General features: G+C 37.0%; 19 protein-coding genes. 2 read left to right on the forward strand and 17 right to left on the reverse strand.

What is annotated here, in order from left to right; genetic code table 11:
* The first annotated feature begins 59 nt into the window (after positions 1 to 59).
* A complete protein-coding gene (locus AAC073_RS04610; RefSeq protein WP_339922670.1) occupies positions 60 to 1,226 on the forward strand; it encodes a cyanophycinase in 1,167 nt (388 codons plus the stop codon).
* 342 nt (positions 1,227 to 1,568) lie between these two features.
* Here AAC073_RS04610 and AAC073_RS04615 read toward each other — a convergent pair whose 3' ends face one another.
* The 12 genes from AAC073_RS04615 to AAC073_RS04670 all read right to left on the reverse strand — a co-directional run bounded on the left by AAC073_RS04615 (position 1,569) and on the right by AAC073_RS04670 (position 9,568).
* Positions 1,569 to 2,270, reverse strand: a complete 702-nt coding sequence (locus tag AAC073_RS04615; protein ID WP_339922671.1) for a hypothetical protein — start codon at positions 2,268 to 2,270, stop codon at positions 1,569 to 1,571.
* Between the two features lie 63 nt (positions 2,271 to 2,333).
* On the reverse strand, positions 2,334 to 2,534 hold the full coding sequence (locus AAC073_RS04620; protein WP_339922672.1) for a hypothetical protein: 201 nt from the start codon (positions 2,532 to 2,534) through the stop codon (positions 2,334 to 2,336).
* 187 nt (positions 2,535 to 2,721) lie between these two features.
* Positions 2,722 to 2,961, reverse strand: a complete 240-nt coding sequence (locus AAC073_RS04625; protein ID WP_339922673.1) for a hypothetical protein — start codon at positions 2,959 to 2,961, stop codon at positions 2,722 to 2,724.
* Between the two features lie 171 nt (positions 2,962 to 3,132).
* Positions 3,133 to 3,381, reverse strand: a complete 249-nt coding sequence (locus tag AAC073_RS04630) for a hypothetical protein (RefSeq protein WP_339922674.1) — start codon at positions 3,379 to 3,381, stop codon at positions 3,133 to 3,135.
* A gap of 251 nt (positions 3,382 to 3,632) precedes the next feature.
* On the reverse strand, positions 3,633 to 3,920 hold the full coding sequence (locus AAC073_RS04635) for a helix-turn-helix transcriptional regulator (protein WP_339922675.1): 288 nt from the start codon (positions 3,918 to 3,920) through the stop codon (positions 3,633 to 3,635).
* Between the two features lie 2 nt (positions 3,921 to 3,922).
* Positions 3,923 to 4,258, reverse strand: coding sequence for a type II toxin-antitoxin system RelE/ParE family toxin (locus AAC073_RS04640; RefSeq protein ID WP_339922676.1), 336 nt, complete (start codon positions 4,256 to 4,258; stop codon positions 3,923 to 3,925).
* A gap of 298 nt (positions 4,259 to 4,556) precedes the next feature.
* Complete coding sequence (locus tag AAC073_RS04645) at positions 4,557 to 6,206, reverse strand: serine hydrolase (protein WP_339922677.1); 1,650 nt, start codon at positions 6,204 to 6,206, stop codon at positions 4,557 to 4,559.
* A 790-nt stretch (positions 6,207 to 6,996) separates the two neighbouring features.
* Positions 6,997 to 7,284, reverse strand: coding sequence for a helix-turn-helix transcriptional regulator (locus AAC073_RS04650; protein ID WP_339922675.1), 288 nt, complete (start codon positions 7,282 to 7,284; stop codon positions 6,997 to 6,999).
* A 2-nt stretch (positions 7,285 to 7,286) separates the two neighbouring features.
* On the reverse strand, positions 7,287 to 7,649 hold the full coding sequence (locus AAC073_RS04655; protein ID WP_339922678.1) for a type II toxin-antitoxin system RelE/ParE family toxin: 363 nt from the start codon (positions 7,647 to 7,649) through the stop codon (positions 7,287 to 7,289).
* A 328-nt stretch (positions 7,650 to 7,977) separates the two neighbouring features.
* Positions 7,978 to 8,811 (reverse strand): DUF4238 domain-containing protein, encoded by an 834-nt coding sequence (locus tag AAC073_RS04660; protein WP_339922679.1) that lies wholly within the window; start codon positions 8,809 to 8,811, stop codon positions 7,978 to 7,980.
* Between the two features lie 84 nt (positions 8,812 to 8,895).
* Entirely contained in the window at positions 8,896 to 9,222 is a 327-nt protein-coding gene (locus AAC073_RS04665) for a helix-turn-helix transcriptional regulator (protein WP_339922680.1), read from the reverse strand.
* A gap of 4 nt (positions 9,223 to 9,226) precedes the next feature.
* On the reverse strand, positions 9,227 to 9,568 hold the full coding sequence (locus AAC073_RS04670) for a type II toxin-antitoxin system RelE/ParE family toxin (protein ID WP_339922681.1): 342 nt from the start codon (positions 9,566 to 9,568) through the stop codon (positions 9,227 to 9,229).
* Positions 9,569 to 9,825: 257 nt separating this feature from the next.
* Between AAC073_RS04670 and AAC073_RS04675 the strand changes: the two genes are divergently transcribed.
* Positions 9,826 to 10,671, forward strand: a complete 846-nt coding sequence (locus AAC073_RS04675) for a mechanosensitive ion channel domain-containing protein (protein WP_339922682.1) — start codon at positions 9,826 to 9,828, stop codon at positions 10,669 to 10,671.
* 64 nt (positions 10,672 to 10,735) lie between these two features.
* Here the strand turns inward: AAC073_RS04675 and AAC073_RS04680 are convergent, their stop codons facing one another.
* The 5 genes from AAC073_RS04680 to AAC073_RS04700 form a co-directional block, all read right to left on the reverse strand.
* Entirely contained in the window at positions 10,736 to 11,188 is a 453-nt protein-coding gene (locus tag AAC073_RS04680; RefSeq protein WP_339922683.1) for a hypothetical protein, read from the reverse strand.
* Between the two features lie 36 nt (positions 11,189 to 11,224).
* Complete coding sequence (locus AAC073_RS04685; protein WP_339922684.1) at positions 11,225 to 12,517, reverse strand: aminopeptidase P family protein; 1,293 nt, start codon at positions 12,515 to 12,517, stop codon at positions 11,225 to 11,227.
* A gap of 145 nt (positions 12,518 to 12,662) precedes the next feature.
* Positions 12,663 to 12,926, reverse strand: a complete 264-nt coding sequence (locus tag AAC073_RS04690) for a DUF4235 domain-containing protein (protein ID WP_339922685.1) — start codon at positions 12,924 to 12,926, stop codon at positions 12,663 to 12,665.
* Between the two features lie 972 nt (positions 12,927 to 13,898).
* A complete protein-coding gene (locus AAC073_RS04695; protein ID WP_339922686.1) occupies positions 13,899 to 14,684 on the reverse strand; it encodes an amidohydrolase in 786 nt (261 codons plus the stop codon).
* Entirely contained in the window at positions 14,671 to 15,579 is a 909-nt protein-coding gene (locus AAC073_RS04700) for an amidohydrolase family protein (protein WP_339922687.1), read from the reverse strand. The genes AAC073_RS04695 and AAC073_RS04700 overlap by 14 nt, the downstream gene beginning before the upstream one ends.
* Between the last annotated feature and the right edge of the window lie 89 nt (positions 15,580 to 15,668).

A 15,668-nucleotide genomic window follows, 5' to 3' on the forward strand; every position in this document is an offset into this window, starting at 1 on the left:
TATAAACGCACAGTTGATGCATCCCAATAGGCTATCGCTTCATAAAACGCTACTATCCATTGAATACAAATAAATATATCACCTTATTGCTTTCTATCTCCCTTTCGATGTCATCCTTTGGGCAATCCCAACAAATAGAGAATAAGAGTGGCACTTTGTTAATTATGGGAGGTGACTGTACCAATGATTACTTTTTGACACAGTTTTCGGGGCTAACAGGTGGACTTGGTAGTAAGATTGTAATCATTCCTACGGCTATGGAGGACAAGTTGCTTGACACTGAATTTGACCTCAATAGGATTAAAAAACCTTTTGTGGATCATGGCTTTAAAAACATTGAAATTGTACATACCAGAACTAGGGCTATTGCCAATGGCGATTCTTTAAATGCCATCCTTCTTAAAGCGGATGGCGTTTGGATTACCGGCGGTAGACAGTGGAGATTGGCCAAATCCTACAAGGACACTCAAGTCGTCAATTCTTTGAAGACAATCTACAAAGCAGGGAAAACCATAGCAGGCACCTCTGCCGGAGCCTCTATTATGGGTTCTCTGCTTGTTAGGGGAGACTCGTTAGACCCTACAGTAATGTTAGGAGATTACCATCAGGGTTTTGGTCTGATGAAGTCCATTGCCATAGACCAACACCATCTGGCAAGAAACAGGCAGTTTGACATGTTTGAGATAAAAAGAGCACATCCCCACTTACTTGGAATTGGCATTGAAGAAAATACGGGAATCATCGTTAATCAGGATCACTTTAAGGTGGTAGGAGCCGGATACGTCAGTATTTACGATGGCACGCGGTGGTCAGCGGAACGCGATACCATTTATGCGCTACCAGCAGATGTGGAACAATTCTATTTGTTGGCTGCCAACCTAGAATATGACTTGCAAAAAAGAAAAGTAATCTTCCCTGAAGACCGGATAGAAGACTTTTCCCATGCTACTTTACCTCTGTCACTGGAAGGGACTTACCAGCAAGCTGAAGGGCTGGCGTTAGGGAATGACATCCGAATCAAGGTGACCATAGAGGACGGTAAATACTACTTTGAACAATCATGGAATGGCGCTTCTTATGAGGTCAAATACGCTCATGCCATGACCTTTTTCAGGCCGAATGCCGATGCGGTATTTTATTTTGAAAAAGACAAATTTGGTTCCATCGAGCGTTTCCATTATTACCAGCATGGAAGCACCACATGGAGAAAGTTAAACGAGAACTGAATAAGTCAAGACATAACCATTGACTATTCATATAGGGTAATTTTCGATTGAAGGCAATGTCTAAATTAAAATCATTCTTGAAACTCTTTTAAGCAATTACCCACAACTACTTGAATCAACAAGGAAATTCTGAGTTTCAACTTTACCGACAGCTATCATTAATACATAAACTAACAAAATAGTATTTAAGACCAATGTTGGCCATCTAATCGAAAAGATAAAAAATGATTTGGTGAAATAATCAATTCTCAATTCCAATTTTTTCCATAACCCTAACCTCAAAAGGGTTTTCAGGTTAAGCTATTCGAGTTTTAAGCACACTTAAATATTACTATCTTTGATTTAATTTTCAAAAATTACGCATTTACCAGTTATTAAATCTTGCTCAACTTTTTTGAATTTAATACCCTTTACTATTTCCCCATCTTCATACTTTACAGATATCTTTTGATTCCTTTCAATTCCTTTAAAAGCATCCTCATTTCTAGGTTGGGATTGTTTGTTCCTTTCATCGATTTCCAAATTTTTATCGATTATAAACTTTTGTAGCTCATCTTCATTGGTGAAATCAACTCCTGAATTCTGAGCACCCATCATTAAGGACTTTGCCATTCCCCAATTATCTGAATTATTTGCTTGTTTGGCAATTTCAGGAGTTACTTTTGTTATAGATTTTAAGATTGAATCTGCATTTTGCAGGTAATCGTTAGCCTTAAGGAACTTTATAAAACTTTGTAGTACAAGCCCATAATTTTCAAATAATTCAATTTCTGCCGTTATTTTTCTTGGCACTACATGTAAGCAAACTTCTTTTACATTACTAGCTGTCCATTGGTCTGGAGTCGCATATTCATAATTATACATGAGTTCCATGAATAACTCAATAATAAAACTTGAATTCTCTTTTTGATACTCAGTCTGATCTAAAAAATATTGATCTTGATGAAATTCATTAAGCCATTTCTCCTTTAATTCTTCAATGTCAGTATCACCACCTCCCAACAATTTGTCCATACGCGTTTCTAAATTCTCTATGGCTTCCATAACTTGCTGCTCAGTATCTCTTCTTGATGTTTTTTCTAGATCATCAATACTAAAGACAGATTCCTAAGGTTCGGCGCCTTCTTCTATACATGCTTGTAGGTAGGAATCATCAAGCGCATTTAAAGTTTGTGTATCCAAAGTAATCAGACAACAGTTCTCTTTTTTGTAAATTTCTTCCACTTCTCCCACCCATTCATTTACTATTTCTCCTGATTCAAGTCTTGTATTTTGTTTGACCTTTACAAAATCGCCTCTCCTTAACATACCTATAGAATTTGAGTTATTTTTTAAGATTTTTAATCAAATATATTTAAAACGTTTGAATTTTTGGCCAAAAAATTGAATAAAACGGATGGAAGAAAAATGAATAGACCAGTCTGTAATTAAATACTCAAAAAGTTTATCTAATTTCTTTTCGGCTGTTTTTGAAAGAAAAACTTTTCTGCTCAATTTACCTGTGTTTTTGCATAAAAGTATCGTAATCCATTACTTCTCCATTTTTAATTTCAAGTGAAGCCTTTTCAATTTCTTTACGTTGCTCAATAGATAAATCATCCTGAAAATCAGCTGCTTCTTTTTTGAAAATTTTTTTAATGGATTCAATTATTTTTGGATTTTCAGTATCCAAAAGCATTTTAACAAGTCTGATTTTTTCAGCTTGAATGTCCATAGTGTTTTGTTTTATAATCAAAAACAACCATTTAAGCCTAAATTTCTGATGGAAGGACGATATTTTTAAATGAAGCCCATCAATTGTATATTCGTGTTTTGATAAAGAGGCGCGTAAAAATTATCTTGTTTCCCAGCCCTTCCACCTATCTATGTTGCCATATATAGGCTTTTGGAAAAGAAACGCGTATATTTATGAAATCTGCTTTTTCAAAAATGAATGGTTTCGTTTATCCATCGCCTCTTCTGAAATCAATCGAACATCTTTTATATCCTCTTCACTCATTTTAAGCATTTCTTTTTGCTCTTCAGTAAGCCAAACAAACTCCTTATCCGTAGCAGTTAAAGAAACCAGTTTGTCAAGCGCCAATAAGAAATCCTTGTTTTTTATAGTCAAAATTTCATCAATCAATCCGCTACTTATTCTATCCACTGTTGTCATAAACGCGTTCAATTTCCCTTACAATTTCGGGGAATTTCTCAAGGTTTCATAATATTGCACAAGTGCCTTGGATAAGAAAACCTTAAGTTTTAAAACCATTTTCATGCCCCTTTATTGGTAAATCAAACTAGCTATATCACCCTCATTTTAAACAGGTTAAATCACCACTTTCTTTACTTTATTAAAATGGATTGATTAGTATCAAAAAAGCAGCCATTTGCAATTTTTTGTTTTGAAAACATACATACAATCTAAAATTGTAAGTTAATATTTACTTTTGCTCCCAATGCATTGAAAATCCGCATTACTGTTTCAAATGTCAAATTTCCGGTACTATTTTCCAATCTTGATATTTGGGCTTTTTTAACGCCAACCAATTCCCCTAATTGTTCTTGTGTCAAATTTTTCTTTTTTCGAGCAGTTTTAATCATATCTCCTATGAGTTCAAGTTTAAGCTCAAATTCATATTCATCTCTTTCTTGAGTTCCTTTTTTCCCAATTAACAGGTCTTCCGCTTCCTCTAGTTTGTAACTTTTCATTGCTATTTGCTTTTTAGATAATTAACTCTAATATTTTCAGCCTTCTCTATCTCTTTTTTATCCACTTTGCTCGTTTTCTTGATGATTCCGTGAGTGGCGAAAACAAGTGTTTCAGTTTTATCTTCTTTGTCCCAAAATGCCAATAACCTGTATTGTATTCCTGAATATAAAATACGAAATTCCCAAATATCACTGGTGAGTTTTTTAAAAAATTTCGGGTCAGAATGCTGTTCGGCCCGCCTGATGTTTTGAAAAATCTTCTTTCTAACCTTTAAGTCTTGTTGTTGGACAAATTTAAACGCATCCTCTAAAAGCCTGGTTTCAAAACGTTTGATCATTCCTTTCAAAATCTTATTACAATTCAAAGATATAGAAAGTTTCGTTAATTGTAAACATTTGTTTGCTATTCAAACATTGCCGTAGTGTACTGCCTGATAGCTTACCCCAATTAATGCCTTTAAATAAGTATACTATCAACACATCCTCATACGGCTTACCGATAGCGTTCATCATAGAGCTTTATATCAAAGTGTTGCCGAGCTATAGCGAAACACTCACAGGTTTAACTTTCGAGAGCTCTTCTAAATGAACAACAAATACTTTAGGCAGGACTCTCACCTACTGCATTACCACAGCTCATTGGTTTACTTTTTCAAATAAAATATCTTTTACTGTTCCTTCTGAGGCTACATAAAATGAAGTCACCTTATTTTTATCATCTCGTATAAAAGCATATTTGGTTCTTCTATTTGCTCCAAAAACATCTTTTTCCCCTTCTTTCAATACCAACCCTTCATTATTTGGGTAATTCAAAATCAATTCTTGATCAGAAACAATTAACTCGTAACCAATATTTAGCTCTTCAGAAAAATAGCTACCAGCATATTCAGAGACATTTGGATTTGGGTCACTTGCTAATTCAATCTTTTCAAAGTAAAACACCGCTCCTCCAAAATCTACGAGTAAATCTGCCTCTGATTTTTTTTCTGAAATAAAAGTATATTTCACAGAAGCATTGTCAATTCTAGTAAAAGAACTGCCAGATACTGAATTGAGTTGCACAGGATTTCTTCCATAACTGCTCTGTACATTAAGGGTATCATTATTTATAAATAGGTGCATTCTCAAATCACTATTTAATTCTTGATAATGCCCTATAAATTGATTCAACTCCTCTTTCTTATGATTGTACTTTGTCTGATTGTAATCGTTTTGAGGAAGATCTTGAATATAAAGGTCCAGGATTTTGTAGGATACATCCACAGCATTGATCTCCTCAGAATTAGCAAAAACGACTACTCCTAGATTTAAATCAGGAATACAGATGAATTGGGACCGCAATCCTAAGTCTCTGCCGCTATGATTAAGAGTATTATAGCCCTTATAAGCTGTCACAAACATTCCACGAGCATGTTGCATTTCTTCACCATTGTTCAGTGTATCAAGTTTTGTGACAAAATCTGCAACATAGGAGAAAGGGTGCTTGCTGTCTAGAAAAACCTGAGACCAGGTTATTAAGTCTGAAATCGAACTACTCATTCCGCCAGCTCCAACACAAAGAGTTAACGACTTTGGCTGTTTAAATTCATTTTTTACTTGATAATAAGGATAAGCACGATTCTTAACAATGCTCCTTAAATCGCTGTTATAGAAAGTATTCGACATCCCAAGAGGCTCGAACAATTCCTTTTCAGCAAATTGATGAATTGGCATTCCTGACACTCTTTCAATTATAAGTGCCAGCAAAACATAGTTTGTATTTGAATAAAGAAACTTGTCTCCTGGTTTATTGTTCATTCCTTTTTGACGGAACATCAGTTGCTGAATGCTTTTATTTGTATAACCCTGGTGTTCATAATCAAACCCAGACAAGTCCAATAAAACATTGTGATTCCGTATTCCACTTGTGTGATTTATTAGGTGCTTAATTCTTATCGTGTCTCCAGAAAAATACAATTCAGGAACAATTTTTCTTACATCATCATTTACCGAGATTTTGCCTTGTTTTTCGAGTTTGGCTATACAGGCAGAAGTAAATTGCTTGGTAACTGAAGCAAGTTCAAATGTCGTAGCGTCATTAAATGGGATATTGTATTCCAAATTCATTAACCCATTACTGTTCATATAAACAAGCTCCCCATCTTTAACAACACCAACTGTTAAACCAGGGCCTAATTCGGTAACAACCTGCGCTGACAAAATGGAATCTATTCTTTCATTAAAGTTATTTTGTCCAAAGGAGCAAATGCTAAATGATGAAAATAGTATAAGTAGTAGGATTCTCATTTTTTCAAATTTATTAATGATTTAATATGAAGTAACGTTTCAATTAATGCCTACGGTTTATGATATGGTGTTATGCGGGATCATGAAGGAATTTCATAACAGTTTTTACCAATTTTTTTACGAATTACAAGCTTACTAAAACCTGAAACCCGCATGCATTCTAACAGGTATTGAACGAATCCTGCCAAGACAGGAAGCCCGCAATTATTGCCATTTCTTCCAACTTTAGACCTATCCATAATTTTCAACATTATAAGCTATGAAAAAAAAGCAATCATTCAGTGAAAAAGACTATAAAAATGTAGTTGACCTTGATATACTGCTCAAAAGGCTCAGTAGATCGATAGGCATTTGAAGTAGAGGCGCGAAGGGTTCGAGCAATCAGAATGGCTTGTTTAGAAGAGAATTTACCTCTATCTATAATCTGGGTAAAGGATTGATGATAATTGTCCAAATACCTTATCCATAAATCAATGCTTTATTCCTGTCAATTGATTTAATTAAGTATGGATCTTTACTCGTTGTTGATCGCATTCTACTAAGGAAGCCGGCGGTCTTTGCCATTTCTACCATCTTTATGAGGTAGGAATGTCTAATTGGTGATAAAACTAAGAATGCAACACGCCCCAAATTTACTTATTCAATTCTTTTGTAAATAATCCCTTGAGTGGCACAACAAACAACATCCACCCCTACAGCGAATAGCTACCGGAGGTCCTGATGGCTCAGAATCAAAGGAGCCTATACTTTAATCGCATCATTCCAATTCATTTATTGGGCAAATGTTTTTTTAGAACTGTAAGTTAATATTTACTTTTGCTCCCAATGCATTGAAAATCCGCATTACTGTTTCAAATGTCAAATTTCCGGTACTATTTTCCAATCTTGATATTTGGGCTTTTTTAACGCCAACCAATTCCCCTAATTGTTCTTGTGTCAAATTTTTCTTTTTTCGAGCAGTTTTAATCATATCTCCTATGAGTTCAAGTTTAAGCTCAAATTCATATTCATCTCTTTCTTGAGTTCCTTTTTTCCCAATTAACAGGTCTTCCGCTTCCTCTAGTTTGTAACTTTTCATTGCTATTTGCTTTTTAGATAATTAACTCTAATATTTTCAGCCTTCTCTATCTCTTTTTTATCCACTTTGCTCGTTTTCTTGATGATTCCGTGAGTGGCGAAAACAAGTGTTTCAGTTTTATCTTCTTTGTCCCAAAATGCCAATAACCTGTATTGTATTCCTGAATATAAAATACGAAATTCCCAAATATCACTGGTGAGTTTTTTAAAAAATTTCGGGTCAGAATGCTGTTCGGCCCGCCTGATGTTTTGAAAAATCTTCTTTCTAACCTTTAAGTCTTGTTGTTGGACAAATTTAAACGCATCCTCTAAAAGCCTGGTTTCAAAACGATTGATCATTCCTTTCAAAATCTTATTACGATTCAAATATATATAAAGTTTCGTTAATTGTAAATATTTGTTCACTTTTCAAACATTTTAGTAGTGTACAGCCTGATAGCTTACCCCAATTAATACTCAAATATGTATATTATCAGAGCACCCTCGTAGGGTTACCGGTAGAGTCCTTTATAGTGCTATTAATTAATGATTGCCAGGTATCAAAAAAAATTCGTAGGGGATTATTTTCAGTAGTACTTCTAAATGAACAGTATATCATTTAGGTAGAGTTTTAACCTACTGAATTACTATAGCTTCGTGTCACACTAACGTCTTGCACAATCAACGTTCGAGGCCGTCGGCCGAAAGATGATGTTTACACCCTGTTATTTAAGGGTATATTTTTTTTAATAAATTTTTCGGCCTCCTTGTCTTTAGCTATGACTAAATCATTAGCTGAATCTATAGTTTCTTTATTTATTCTTACCACGAAACCCTTCAAATTGCCTACAAATCGTTTTACCATATTTTTATTACTGGTTATTAATAATATTTTTAATGGAGAGATAGGTAGAGTCATTATAAACTCTCTTGGTAATTCATATCCGAATGTATCAGAGCCATCTAAAGCAATTATTTGTAACGGAAAATCGCATGTAATAAAGTCTTTGTTAGAAGAGTTTTCTATGATTTCCCAATGAGAGTTCAAAATTATTTCGTAATCCTTTCCTCCTGAATGATAAGCCATAACAGCTGGAGAGTCACAATATATTTCCTTTTTAAATTTACCCCTTATATCCTCTCCTGTTTCACTAAATACTTTTTCCGCCCATTTTTCTCCTCGTAATCGCCCCTGTTCATTGAAGTTTCTGATTTCCTGAATAAATTCAGGACTTCTTGAATGCAAAGTACTTATGAAACGAGAAAAATACCCCTTCTCTTTCGGTGGAAAATTTCCAATTCCACTTTTATTTAAAGTTCTTAATGCCCGTGAGGCGTTTCCGTCTATTTCTCCAAAAAAAATGGTTTCTACATCAACACGGCCCTCTCTTCTTGTATAAAGATTTTTTTCAAAGCAGATATCTTTACTTGAAACCTCAATAACTCTAGAAGTCCCATCTTTCAAAAATATTGTTACAAGTCCTTTTGAATTGCTCCAATAATTAACATAAAACCTTGGTAAGAAATGATGTTTTTTTGGTTTGCTCATAGTTTCACACTTACATACCGTTTTAGCTAGACAAATTCCCTCAGGTCATTCTGAAAAGACGACACTGTGCATTCGGCTTTTTTCTCAGCCAAGTTTAATGAATTTGTCTTCAAGTTTTACATTAAAATTGATTTCTGCTTTTAATGCTTTGAACACTTTTAATATTGTGTCAATGGTCGCACTGTTGGCACTGCTTTCAAGTTTAGAGATTTGGGCTTTCTGAACTCCAACAAGTCTACCAAGCTCTTCTTGTGTCAAGTTTCTTCCTTGTCTTGCTGTTTTAATCATCTTACCCAAAACGTCCATACGAAGTTCGTATTCATATTCGTCACGTTCTTGCGTTCCCACCTCCCCGATATACTTGTCTTTCATTTCGGCAAGTGAATCAGTCTTTAATTCTTTAGTTGCCATAGGATTACAGCTTTTGTTTATTCTTAAAATATTTTTCTCTAAGTCGTACTGCTCTGTCAATTTCCTTTACAGGAATCTTGTCCACTTTCTTAATGAAACCGTGAGTGGCCAAAACCAAAGTTTCTTTGTTATCCGTCTTGTCCCAAAATGCAAGAATTCTAATTTGAAGTCTTCCATATTTTGTCCGAAACTCCCTAATTTCGTTTTGAAGTTTCTTAAATAGTTTTGGGTCATTAGTCTGCTCGGCAACATCAATATTATAAAAGATTTTCTTGACAGTTTTTCGGTCAAATCCAGAAATGAACTTATCCACTTCTTCTAAAAATTTCGTCTCAAAATATCTCATTTAAAGTCGCCTTGTTCAACGTATCAAAGATAATGTAAGTTTCCAAAATTAGAAACATTTTTTATCGAACTTGTTCTAGGCGCCTGCTTTCTAAGGTAATACACAACCCATCCCACACATCCAAAAACCACCTCCATTGTATCAGTCATTATTTTAACTTATATTCAATACCCTACACCTGTTTTATCTCAATGGCTTTGTGCGAGGCCAGCACCTTTAAATAGCACTTGGACATTAACTACAATAAAAGAACACATATGGATTTGTTAAATAGATTTTTGGGATTTGAGCTACTTTCTATTGGGGAGTACAGCCTGAGGGTTGGGACTTTAGTGCTGGTGCTGATCAATATCGGTTTGACGAAGTTGATTTTATGGGGAATAAAAAAATCCATTTTCCGCAAAAAAAGAATTAGCAAATTCAACGAAGGGAATATTTATTCCTTGTATCAGATTTTAACTTATATCGTCTGGGTAATCGCCTTTGGCCTGATTCTGGAAACCCTTGGCATAAAGGTCTCCCTACTGATTGCTGGTTCCGCAGCCCTACTGGTAGGCATAGGCCTGGGTTTGCAGCAGACCTTCAACGATATTGTTTCTGGCATCATTTTACTTTCGGAACGTTCAATCAGGGTAGCCGATATTTTGGAAATTGATGGGGGCATTTTAAAAATACAGGAAATCGGCTTGCGCACCTCCAAAGGGCTAAATACCGATGACATTTCCATAATTATCCCCAATTCACTGATCACAACCAATAAAGTCATCAACTGGAGTCACCAAAGAAAACAAAATCGCTTTAGGATTGAGGTTGGTGTAGCTTATGGAACGGATGTGGAGTTTGTCATCAAGATCCTGGAGGAAAGCGCCAGAGAACATCCTGAAGTAAATGCGGAAAAACTAGTAGAAGCCAGACTGGTGAATTTCGGGAATTCCTCTCTGGACTTTCAAGTACTTTTTTATAGCAGCACCATATTTGGATCGGACCGCATGAAAAGTGATATCCGAAGAATCATCAACCGGAAATTTATCGAAAACAATATTTCAATTCCTTTCCCTCAAATGGATGTGCACATAAGAACCAACGAGAAACGGGGAGATTAATAACCCCTACGTAACAAACCTTATAGGTTTTAAAACCTATAAGGTTTAAACGTTTACGGTATCGTCAGACTATTTCCAGGATCTCCGTAGAACCGCCTCTAAAATCCACACTATCCCCTACCCTTTTTCCTTTTAGCGCAACTACTAGCGGAGAATCAGCTGAAACGACTTGAATTTCTTGATCTTGGTGCACCATTTTGCCTATCGAAGCGGCAATCCATAGCCAGCTAAGGGGAATTTTAACCAAGGCTCCGGTGCTTACGGTAGTGGAAGGGCCCACGGATGTTTGCTCAATCATTTTTTCATCTCTATCCAACAGCACTTTTTGCTTTTCCACCAAACCCCTGCTTTGGTTGATGCTTTCTCTGCCCGTTTCATACTTGTCTCCCATACTGCTTTTGGTGTCGGCATTGGAGGCATCCTGTAAGGCCAGTAATTGGGATTCCAAGTCTGCCTTTTTTTCTGAAATCAAATCCAGAACGGCCTTCTTCAAGCCTGTTTTAAATGTACTGTCCATCAATGAAAAATATTGCTATGTTGTGTTGGTAAAAAATTATTTCTCATTCATAAGTGTTTCTATTTCTTCAGGGTCTATAGGGATATTTCCCATAAGATCAGTGTAGCCATTGTCATTGATCACAATGTTGTTTTCCAGCCTGATGCCAATGTTTTCTTCCAAGACATAAATTCCCGGCTCCACGGTAAATACCATACCGGCATGAATTGGCTCATACATGGTACCTACATCATGCACATCCAACCCTAAATGATGGGAAGTTCCATGCATAAAGTACTTTTTAAAAGCTGGGTTGGAAGGATCTTGATTTTTGATGTCCGTTTGGTCGATCAATCCCAAACTGACCAACTCCGCTTCCATGACCAAACCGATCTCTTTGTGGTAATCTTGAATGGTTACCCCCGGCCTAAGCATGTTCATGGCCTGTTGCTGTACGCGTAACACAGCATCATAAATTTGCCTTTGTCTCTTGGTAAATCGACCGTTGACTGGAATGGTTCTGGTCATGTCCGCATTGTAATTACCGTATTCTGCTCCCACATCCATCAGGATTAGCTCTCCATCCGCACAGGTAACGCTGTTGTCCAAGTAATGCAGGACGCAAGCATTTCTTCCTGAGCCGATGATAGGTTCATAGGCAAAACCCCTGCTGCCACTTTTTATAAATTCATGCAGAAATTCTGCTTCAATTTCATATTCGAGTACTCCGGGGTTGACAAATTTCAAAACCCTGCGAAATGCCGCATCTGTAATGTTACAGGCCTTCTGAAGTTGTACGATTTCTTCCGGTTCTTTAACTGCCCGGAATTTATGCATCATAGGCGCCAAACGATGGTACTGGTGCAGTGGGTATTTCGCCTTGCACTCCTTGATGAATCGTGCATCCCTAGTCTCTACTTCTACCACCGCCCTAAGGTGTTCATTAGTGTTTAAAAAAACATGTTTGCTTAAGCCCATCAAGGTATTGAACACCGTATCGAAGTCGGTATTCCATTTTACGGTTTTAACTCCGGAAAGCGCAGTCGCCTCTTCCATGGTAAATTTATGTCCTTCCCAAATGGCGATATGTTCACTGGTCCGCTTGATAAAAAGCACTTCTCTAAGGGCTGGATCCGGAAAGTCCGGACAAATCACTAGAATTGTCTCTTCCTGATCGATTCCGCAGAGGTACAACAGGTCATTGTTTTGCCTGAACTTCATGGTTCCATCCGCATTGGTGGGCATGTAGTCGTTGGAGTTAACAACTGCTAAAGAATTTGAAGGCAACTTATCAGCAACTTTAGCCCTGTTTTTAATGTATAGTGATGCTTTTGCAGGTTCGTATCTCATAAAACATTGGGTTTTGACAAAGGTAAAAAATATACCTTGATCGCAAATTTAACAAGGTAAGGGAATTGGTGCTATTTCGTTTCTAGGTAAAAATCGAAAAAAGAAAGGGCTTACCGATTTTCGGATGGCCCACAAGTTAACAAATTTAATTTTCAATTGCCTCTTCGGTACCAGCAGTAAAAGTATAGCGAAGCAAAACTTTTATTACGCTTGCCACCACACCTGTAGCTACTGTCCATAGTAAGGCCTCTTTTAGAGAATTGTTTTCCGGATAAGGATTTTTGGGGGCTTCCTCACCTGTCTTTTTTTCATACAATTCTTCCAGCCCTTTTCGCACCAAATAAGCTCCAAGAATGGTTCCTCCGGTAATTACCAATGATTGCAAATACCCTTTGTTTTGTTTTTTCATGATATTAGAAGTTTTTTTATTCTTATTACCGTTTAATAATCATGCCAAAACCTAGCGATTTTATGCAATAGTTCGCAATTTTTTTGGTTCAGGTATACTTTGAAGGGTAATTAGGGGAAGCTTTTTTTAAATGAATTCCAGTACTTCAACATATCCCTCTCGAGCAAGCCAAGACAGGAACAGGACAGGCATTATATCCTTTGATTAAAGTATATTTGCTGAAAATGGTGTTTTGGGTTGGTGAATGTGTTTCGGTTGTTGTGCCTTTTTAGACGTATTTATCAAGTGTATTATATTTTTATTATCGGATTTCGATTAAGTCCTGCTCTAAAGAAACGAAAAAGCCTGAAAGGCTTCAACCATAATAGCCACGGGTGAAGCCCTTGGTACAGGAAATCTACACGACCTTGATTTTGGCGGTATTTTTGCCATTTTTTTTGCAACAATGCTGACAAAATCATATTGACGTGATCGACCTAACCTGACTAGACCTTTAATTTACTGCTCATTACTTTTCTCGATAGAATTTGAAGGTCTTCAAAAAACCCCCCTAACCATAAGAGAAAGGGGGAGTCACGAGAAATGGGGTTTGGAACGGCCTTTGGGTTGGTGAATGTTATTTGATTTCAACCCGTTTATTATAGGTAGTCTTGGCAATCTCCAATGGTAACGGAGAAGACTGAAAGGCTTCAACCATAATAGCCACGGGTGAAGCCCGTGGTACAGGAAATCTACACGATTTTGATTTTGGCGGTATTGTTGCCATTTTTTTTGCAACAATGCTGACAAAATCATATTGACGTGATCGACCTAACTCGATGATTTTAAAATTCCTCCCAACTGTGCCCGGACAGGTTCTACCCCCTTTTCTCATAAGGTGGAGTAACGCGAATTAAGGTTTTGGCGCCTTTTGTATTCATCCATTGGGCTGAGTAGATTAATACGTTTACAGTATCCGATAATCCGTTAAACTCATAGCCCCAAAAACCTTTTAATATTTGCCGACTGCAAGTCCTCCCTTGTTTTGGCATCTACTTCATCTTCTCTTAAAGAAGCTATTCTCAGTGCACCTGTTTTATAGTCCAAAATAGGCGAATGCGTACCGAAGCCAAACTTTTCCTTGCCAAAGGTTTCCATCAATCCCCCCAAGTCAAGGACATTTCTGCCGGAAGTATCCATAAACACATCCGACTTTTTAATTAAGTCCAAATCCTCTTTTTCCAAATGCGTGCTGCCGGACAAATTCAGCACCATAAATTTGGCATCAGGAACAGCCTTGACAATGGAAATAATGTCGCTAAGTCTCCATTCATTGCTGATATCCAACCAAGAACTTGGGCGGCTATCTACCATTCTCAATGTTAGACCAACGGGTAAACCCATGTCCCTACACTTTTTAACCAATGCTATACATGCAGGATGTTCCAGGTCATAGCGGTGGTATTTTGGAAAAATTCTTACCCCTTTCATTCCCAACTTGGTCGTACTTTCCTCCAAATCTCTCTCCCAACCTGAATAAACCGGATTGATAACTGCAAATGGGATCAGGCGATCTTTCCATTTGCGGTTGATTTTGAGTTCATCAAAGGTCTCACGGTTGGCAGCTTGGGTATCTTTATAAAAAATCCCATTGAAATTTGTCAATACCGAGGCCGAAATACCATTGCAATCCATTCTTTCTATTAAATCCTTACAAGAACTGTTTCTTACCTGCCTAAAGGGCCAGTGGCCTATATATGCATTACTATCTATCCACATGGTTGCCTGATTTTTTAAGTACATTGTTATAATTATCAAAAAAGAGCTTCTTCCGCTGACTCTCTGATAGGTCTGCAGCCATCATATGCCCTACTCCTTGAAAAAAGCTATTGTCACAACCAAAAAATATTCTATCTTCTCCTAAATATTCCATGGCAAAAGGTATGATATCTGCTTCATTATTACTTCCCGAGACATCCACAAACACATTGGGATAGGGCTTAACTGCCTTACAGGCATCCAGCCAATCGCCTCCCCCAGCAAGGTGAGCCAATTGAAACATGGCCTCCGGATACCGTTTTGCAGCAATCACAAAATCCTCTGGTGTAGACACATTCTCAGGCTCTCTCGCATCGAATACAACCCTGGACTTGCCTATACCCATATGCATCAAAATGATCATTTTCATGTCGATGTATTTCTCAATAATGGGATAGAACAAAGGGTCGCTTATTTTAACATGGTTGTAAAGTTTTAAACCAGTCATGCCATGGTCCATGCATCTTTTTATCTCATCCATGGCCTCTTTTGGAAACGCTGGATTAATCGTAGGCTGACCAATAAACCTATCGGGATATTTGGCCATGGATTTAATGATCAAATCATTGCAGGCAATAAATTCTTCCGGGAGCCCCTTACTTCCTGGAGCCATCGGCCTTGAGATCACTAGTTTTTCTATCCCCAATCGATCCGCAAAACCAATTTGAGTTTCCGGGCTGTCGGCTGTAGGGTAAACATGGGCATGGGAATCAATTTTCCTGTATTTCATAACCTCCTTCATAAGGTCATTCTCTTCGACAGGCTTTTCCTTACTGGTAAACCCTGCTAAATTTACCCCCAATGCTAACCCTGAGACAGAAGCTGCTCCAGTGGAAAAAAACTTTCTTCTATTCATAATACCTTTCTGTTTTTTGAAAGTTGAACCATCAATACTGAATTGACATTTGGATTCTATTATAAGCAACTACAAATACTTAAACGCTA

Origin of the sequence: uncultured Cyclobacterium sp., from assembly GCF_963977555.1 — a bacterium.
GTDB lineage: Bacteria > Bacteroidota > Bacteroidia > Cytophagales > Cyclobacteriaceae > Cyclobacterium.

Coding starts and splice junctions, on each gene's coding strand:
- AAC073_RS04650 (WP_339922675.1), bottom strand. CDS start 7,284: ATGAAAAGTTACAAACTAGAGGAAGCGGAAGACCTGTTAATTGGGAAA.
- AAC073_RS04690 (WP_339922685.1), bottom strand. CDS start 12,926: ATGAAAAAACAAAACAAAGGGTATTTGCAATCATTGGTAATTACCGGA.
- AAC073_RS04660 (WP_339922679.1), bottom strand. CDS start 8,811: ATGAGCAAACCAAAAAAACATCATTTCTTACCAAGGTTTTATGTTAAT.
- AAC073_RS04700 (WP_339922687.1), bottom strand. CDS start 15,579: ATGAATAGAAGAAAGTTTTTTTCCACTGGAGCAGCTTCTGTCTCAGGG.
- AAC073_RS04640 (WP_339922676.1), bottom strand. CDS start 4,258: ATGATCAAACGTTTTGAAACCAGGCTTTTAGAGGATGCGTTTAAATTT.
- AAC073_RS04635 (WP_339922675.1), bottom strand. CDS start 3,920: ATGAAAAGTTACAAACTAGAGGAAGCGGAAGACCTGTTAATTGGGAAA.
- AAC073_RS04695 (WP_339922686.1), bottom strand. CDS start 14,684: ATGTGGATAGATAGTAATGCATATATAGGCCACTGGCCCTTTAGGCAG.
- AAC073_RS04645 (WP_339922677.1), bottom strand. CDS start 6,206: ATGAGAATCCTACTACTTATACTATTTTCATCATTTAGCATTTGCTCC.
- AAC073_RS04630 (WP_339922674.1), bottom strand. CDS start 3,381: ATGACAACAGTGGATAGAATAAGTAGCGGATTGATTGATGAAATTTTG.
- AAC073_RS04615 (WP_339922671.1), bottom strand. CDS start 2,270: ATGGAAGCCATAGAGAATTTAGAAACGCGTATGGACAAATTGTTGGGA.
- AAC073_RS04680 (WP_339922683.1), bottom strand. CDS start 11,188: ATGGACAGTACATTTAAAACAGGCTTGAAGAAGGCCGTTCTGGATTTG.
- AAC073_RS04620 (WP_339922672.1), bottom strand. CDS start 2,534: ATGTTAAGGAGAGGCGATTTTGTAAAGGTCAAACAAAATACAAGACTT.
- AAC073_RS04675 (WP_339922682.1), top strand. CDS start 9,826: ATGGATTTGTTAAATAGATTTTTGGGATTTGAGCTACTTTCTATTGGG.
- AAC073_RS04670 (WP_339922681.1), bottom strand. CDS start 9,568: ATGAGATATTTTGAGACGAAATTTTTAGAAGAAGTGGATAAGTTCATT.
- AAC073_RS04685 (WP_339922684.1), bottom strand. CDS start 12,517: ATGAGATACGAACCTGCAAAAGCATCACTATACATTAAAAACAGGGCT.
- AAC073_RS04665 (WP_339922680.1), bottom strand. CDS start 9,222: ATGGCAACTAAAGAATTAAAGACTGATTCACTTGCCGAAATGAAAGAC.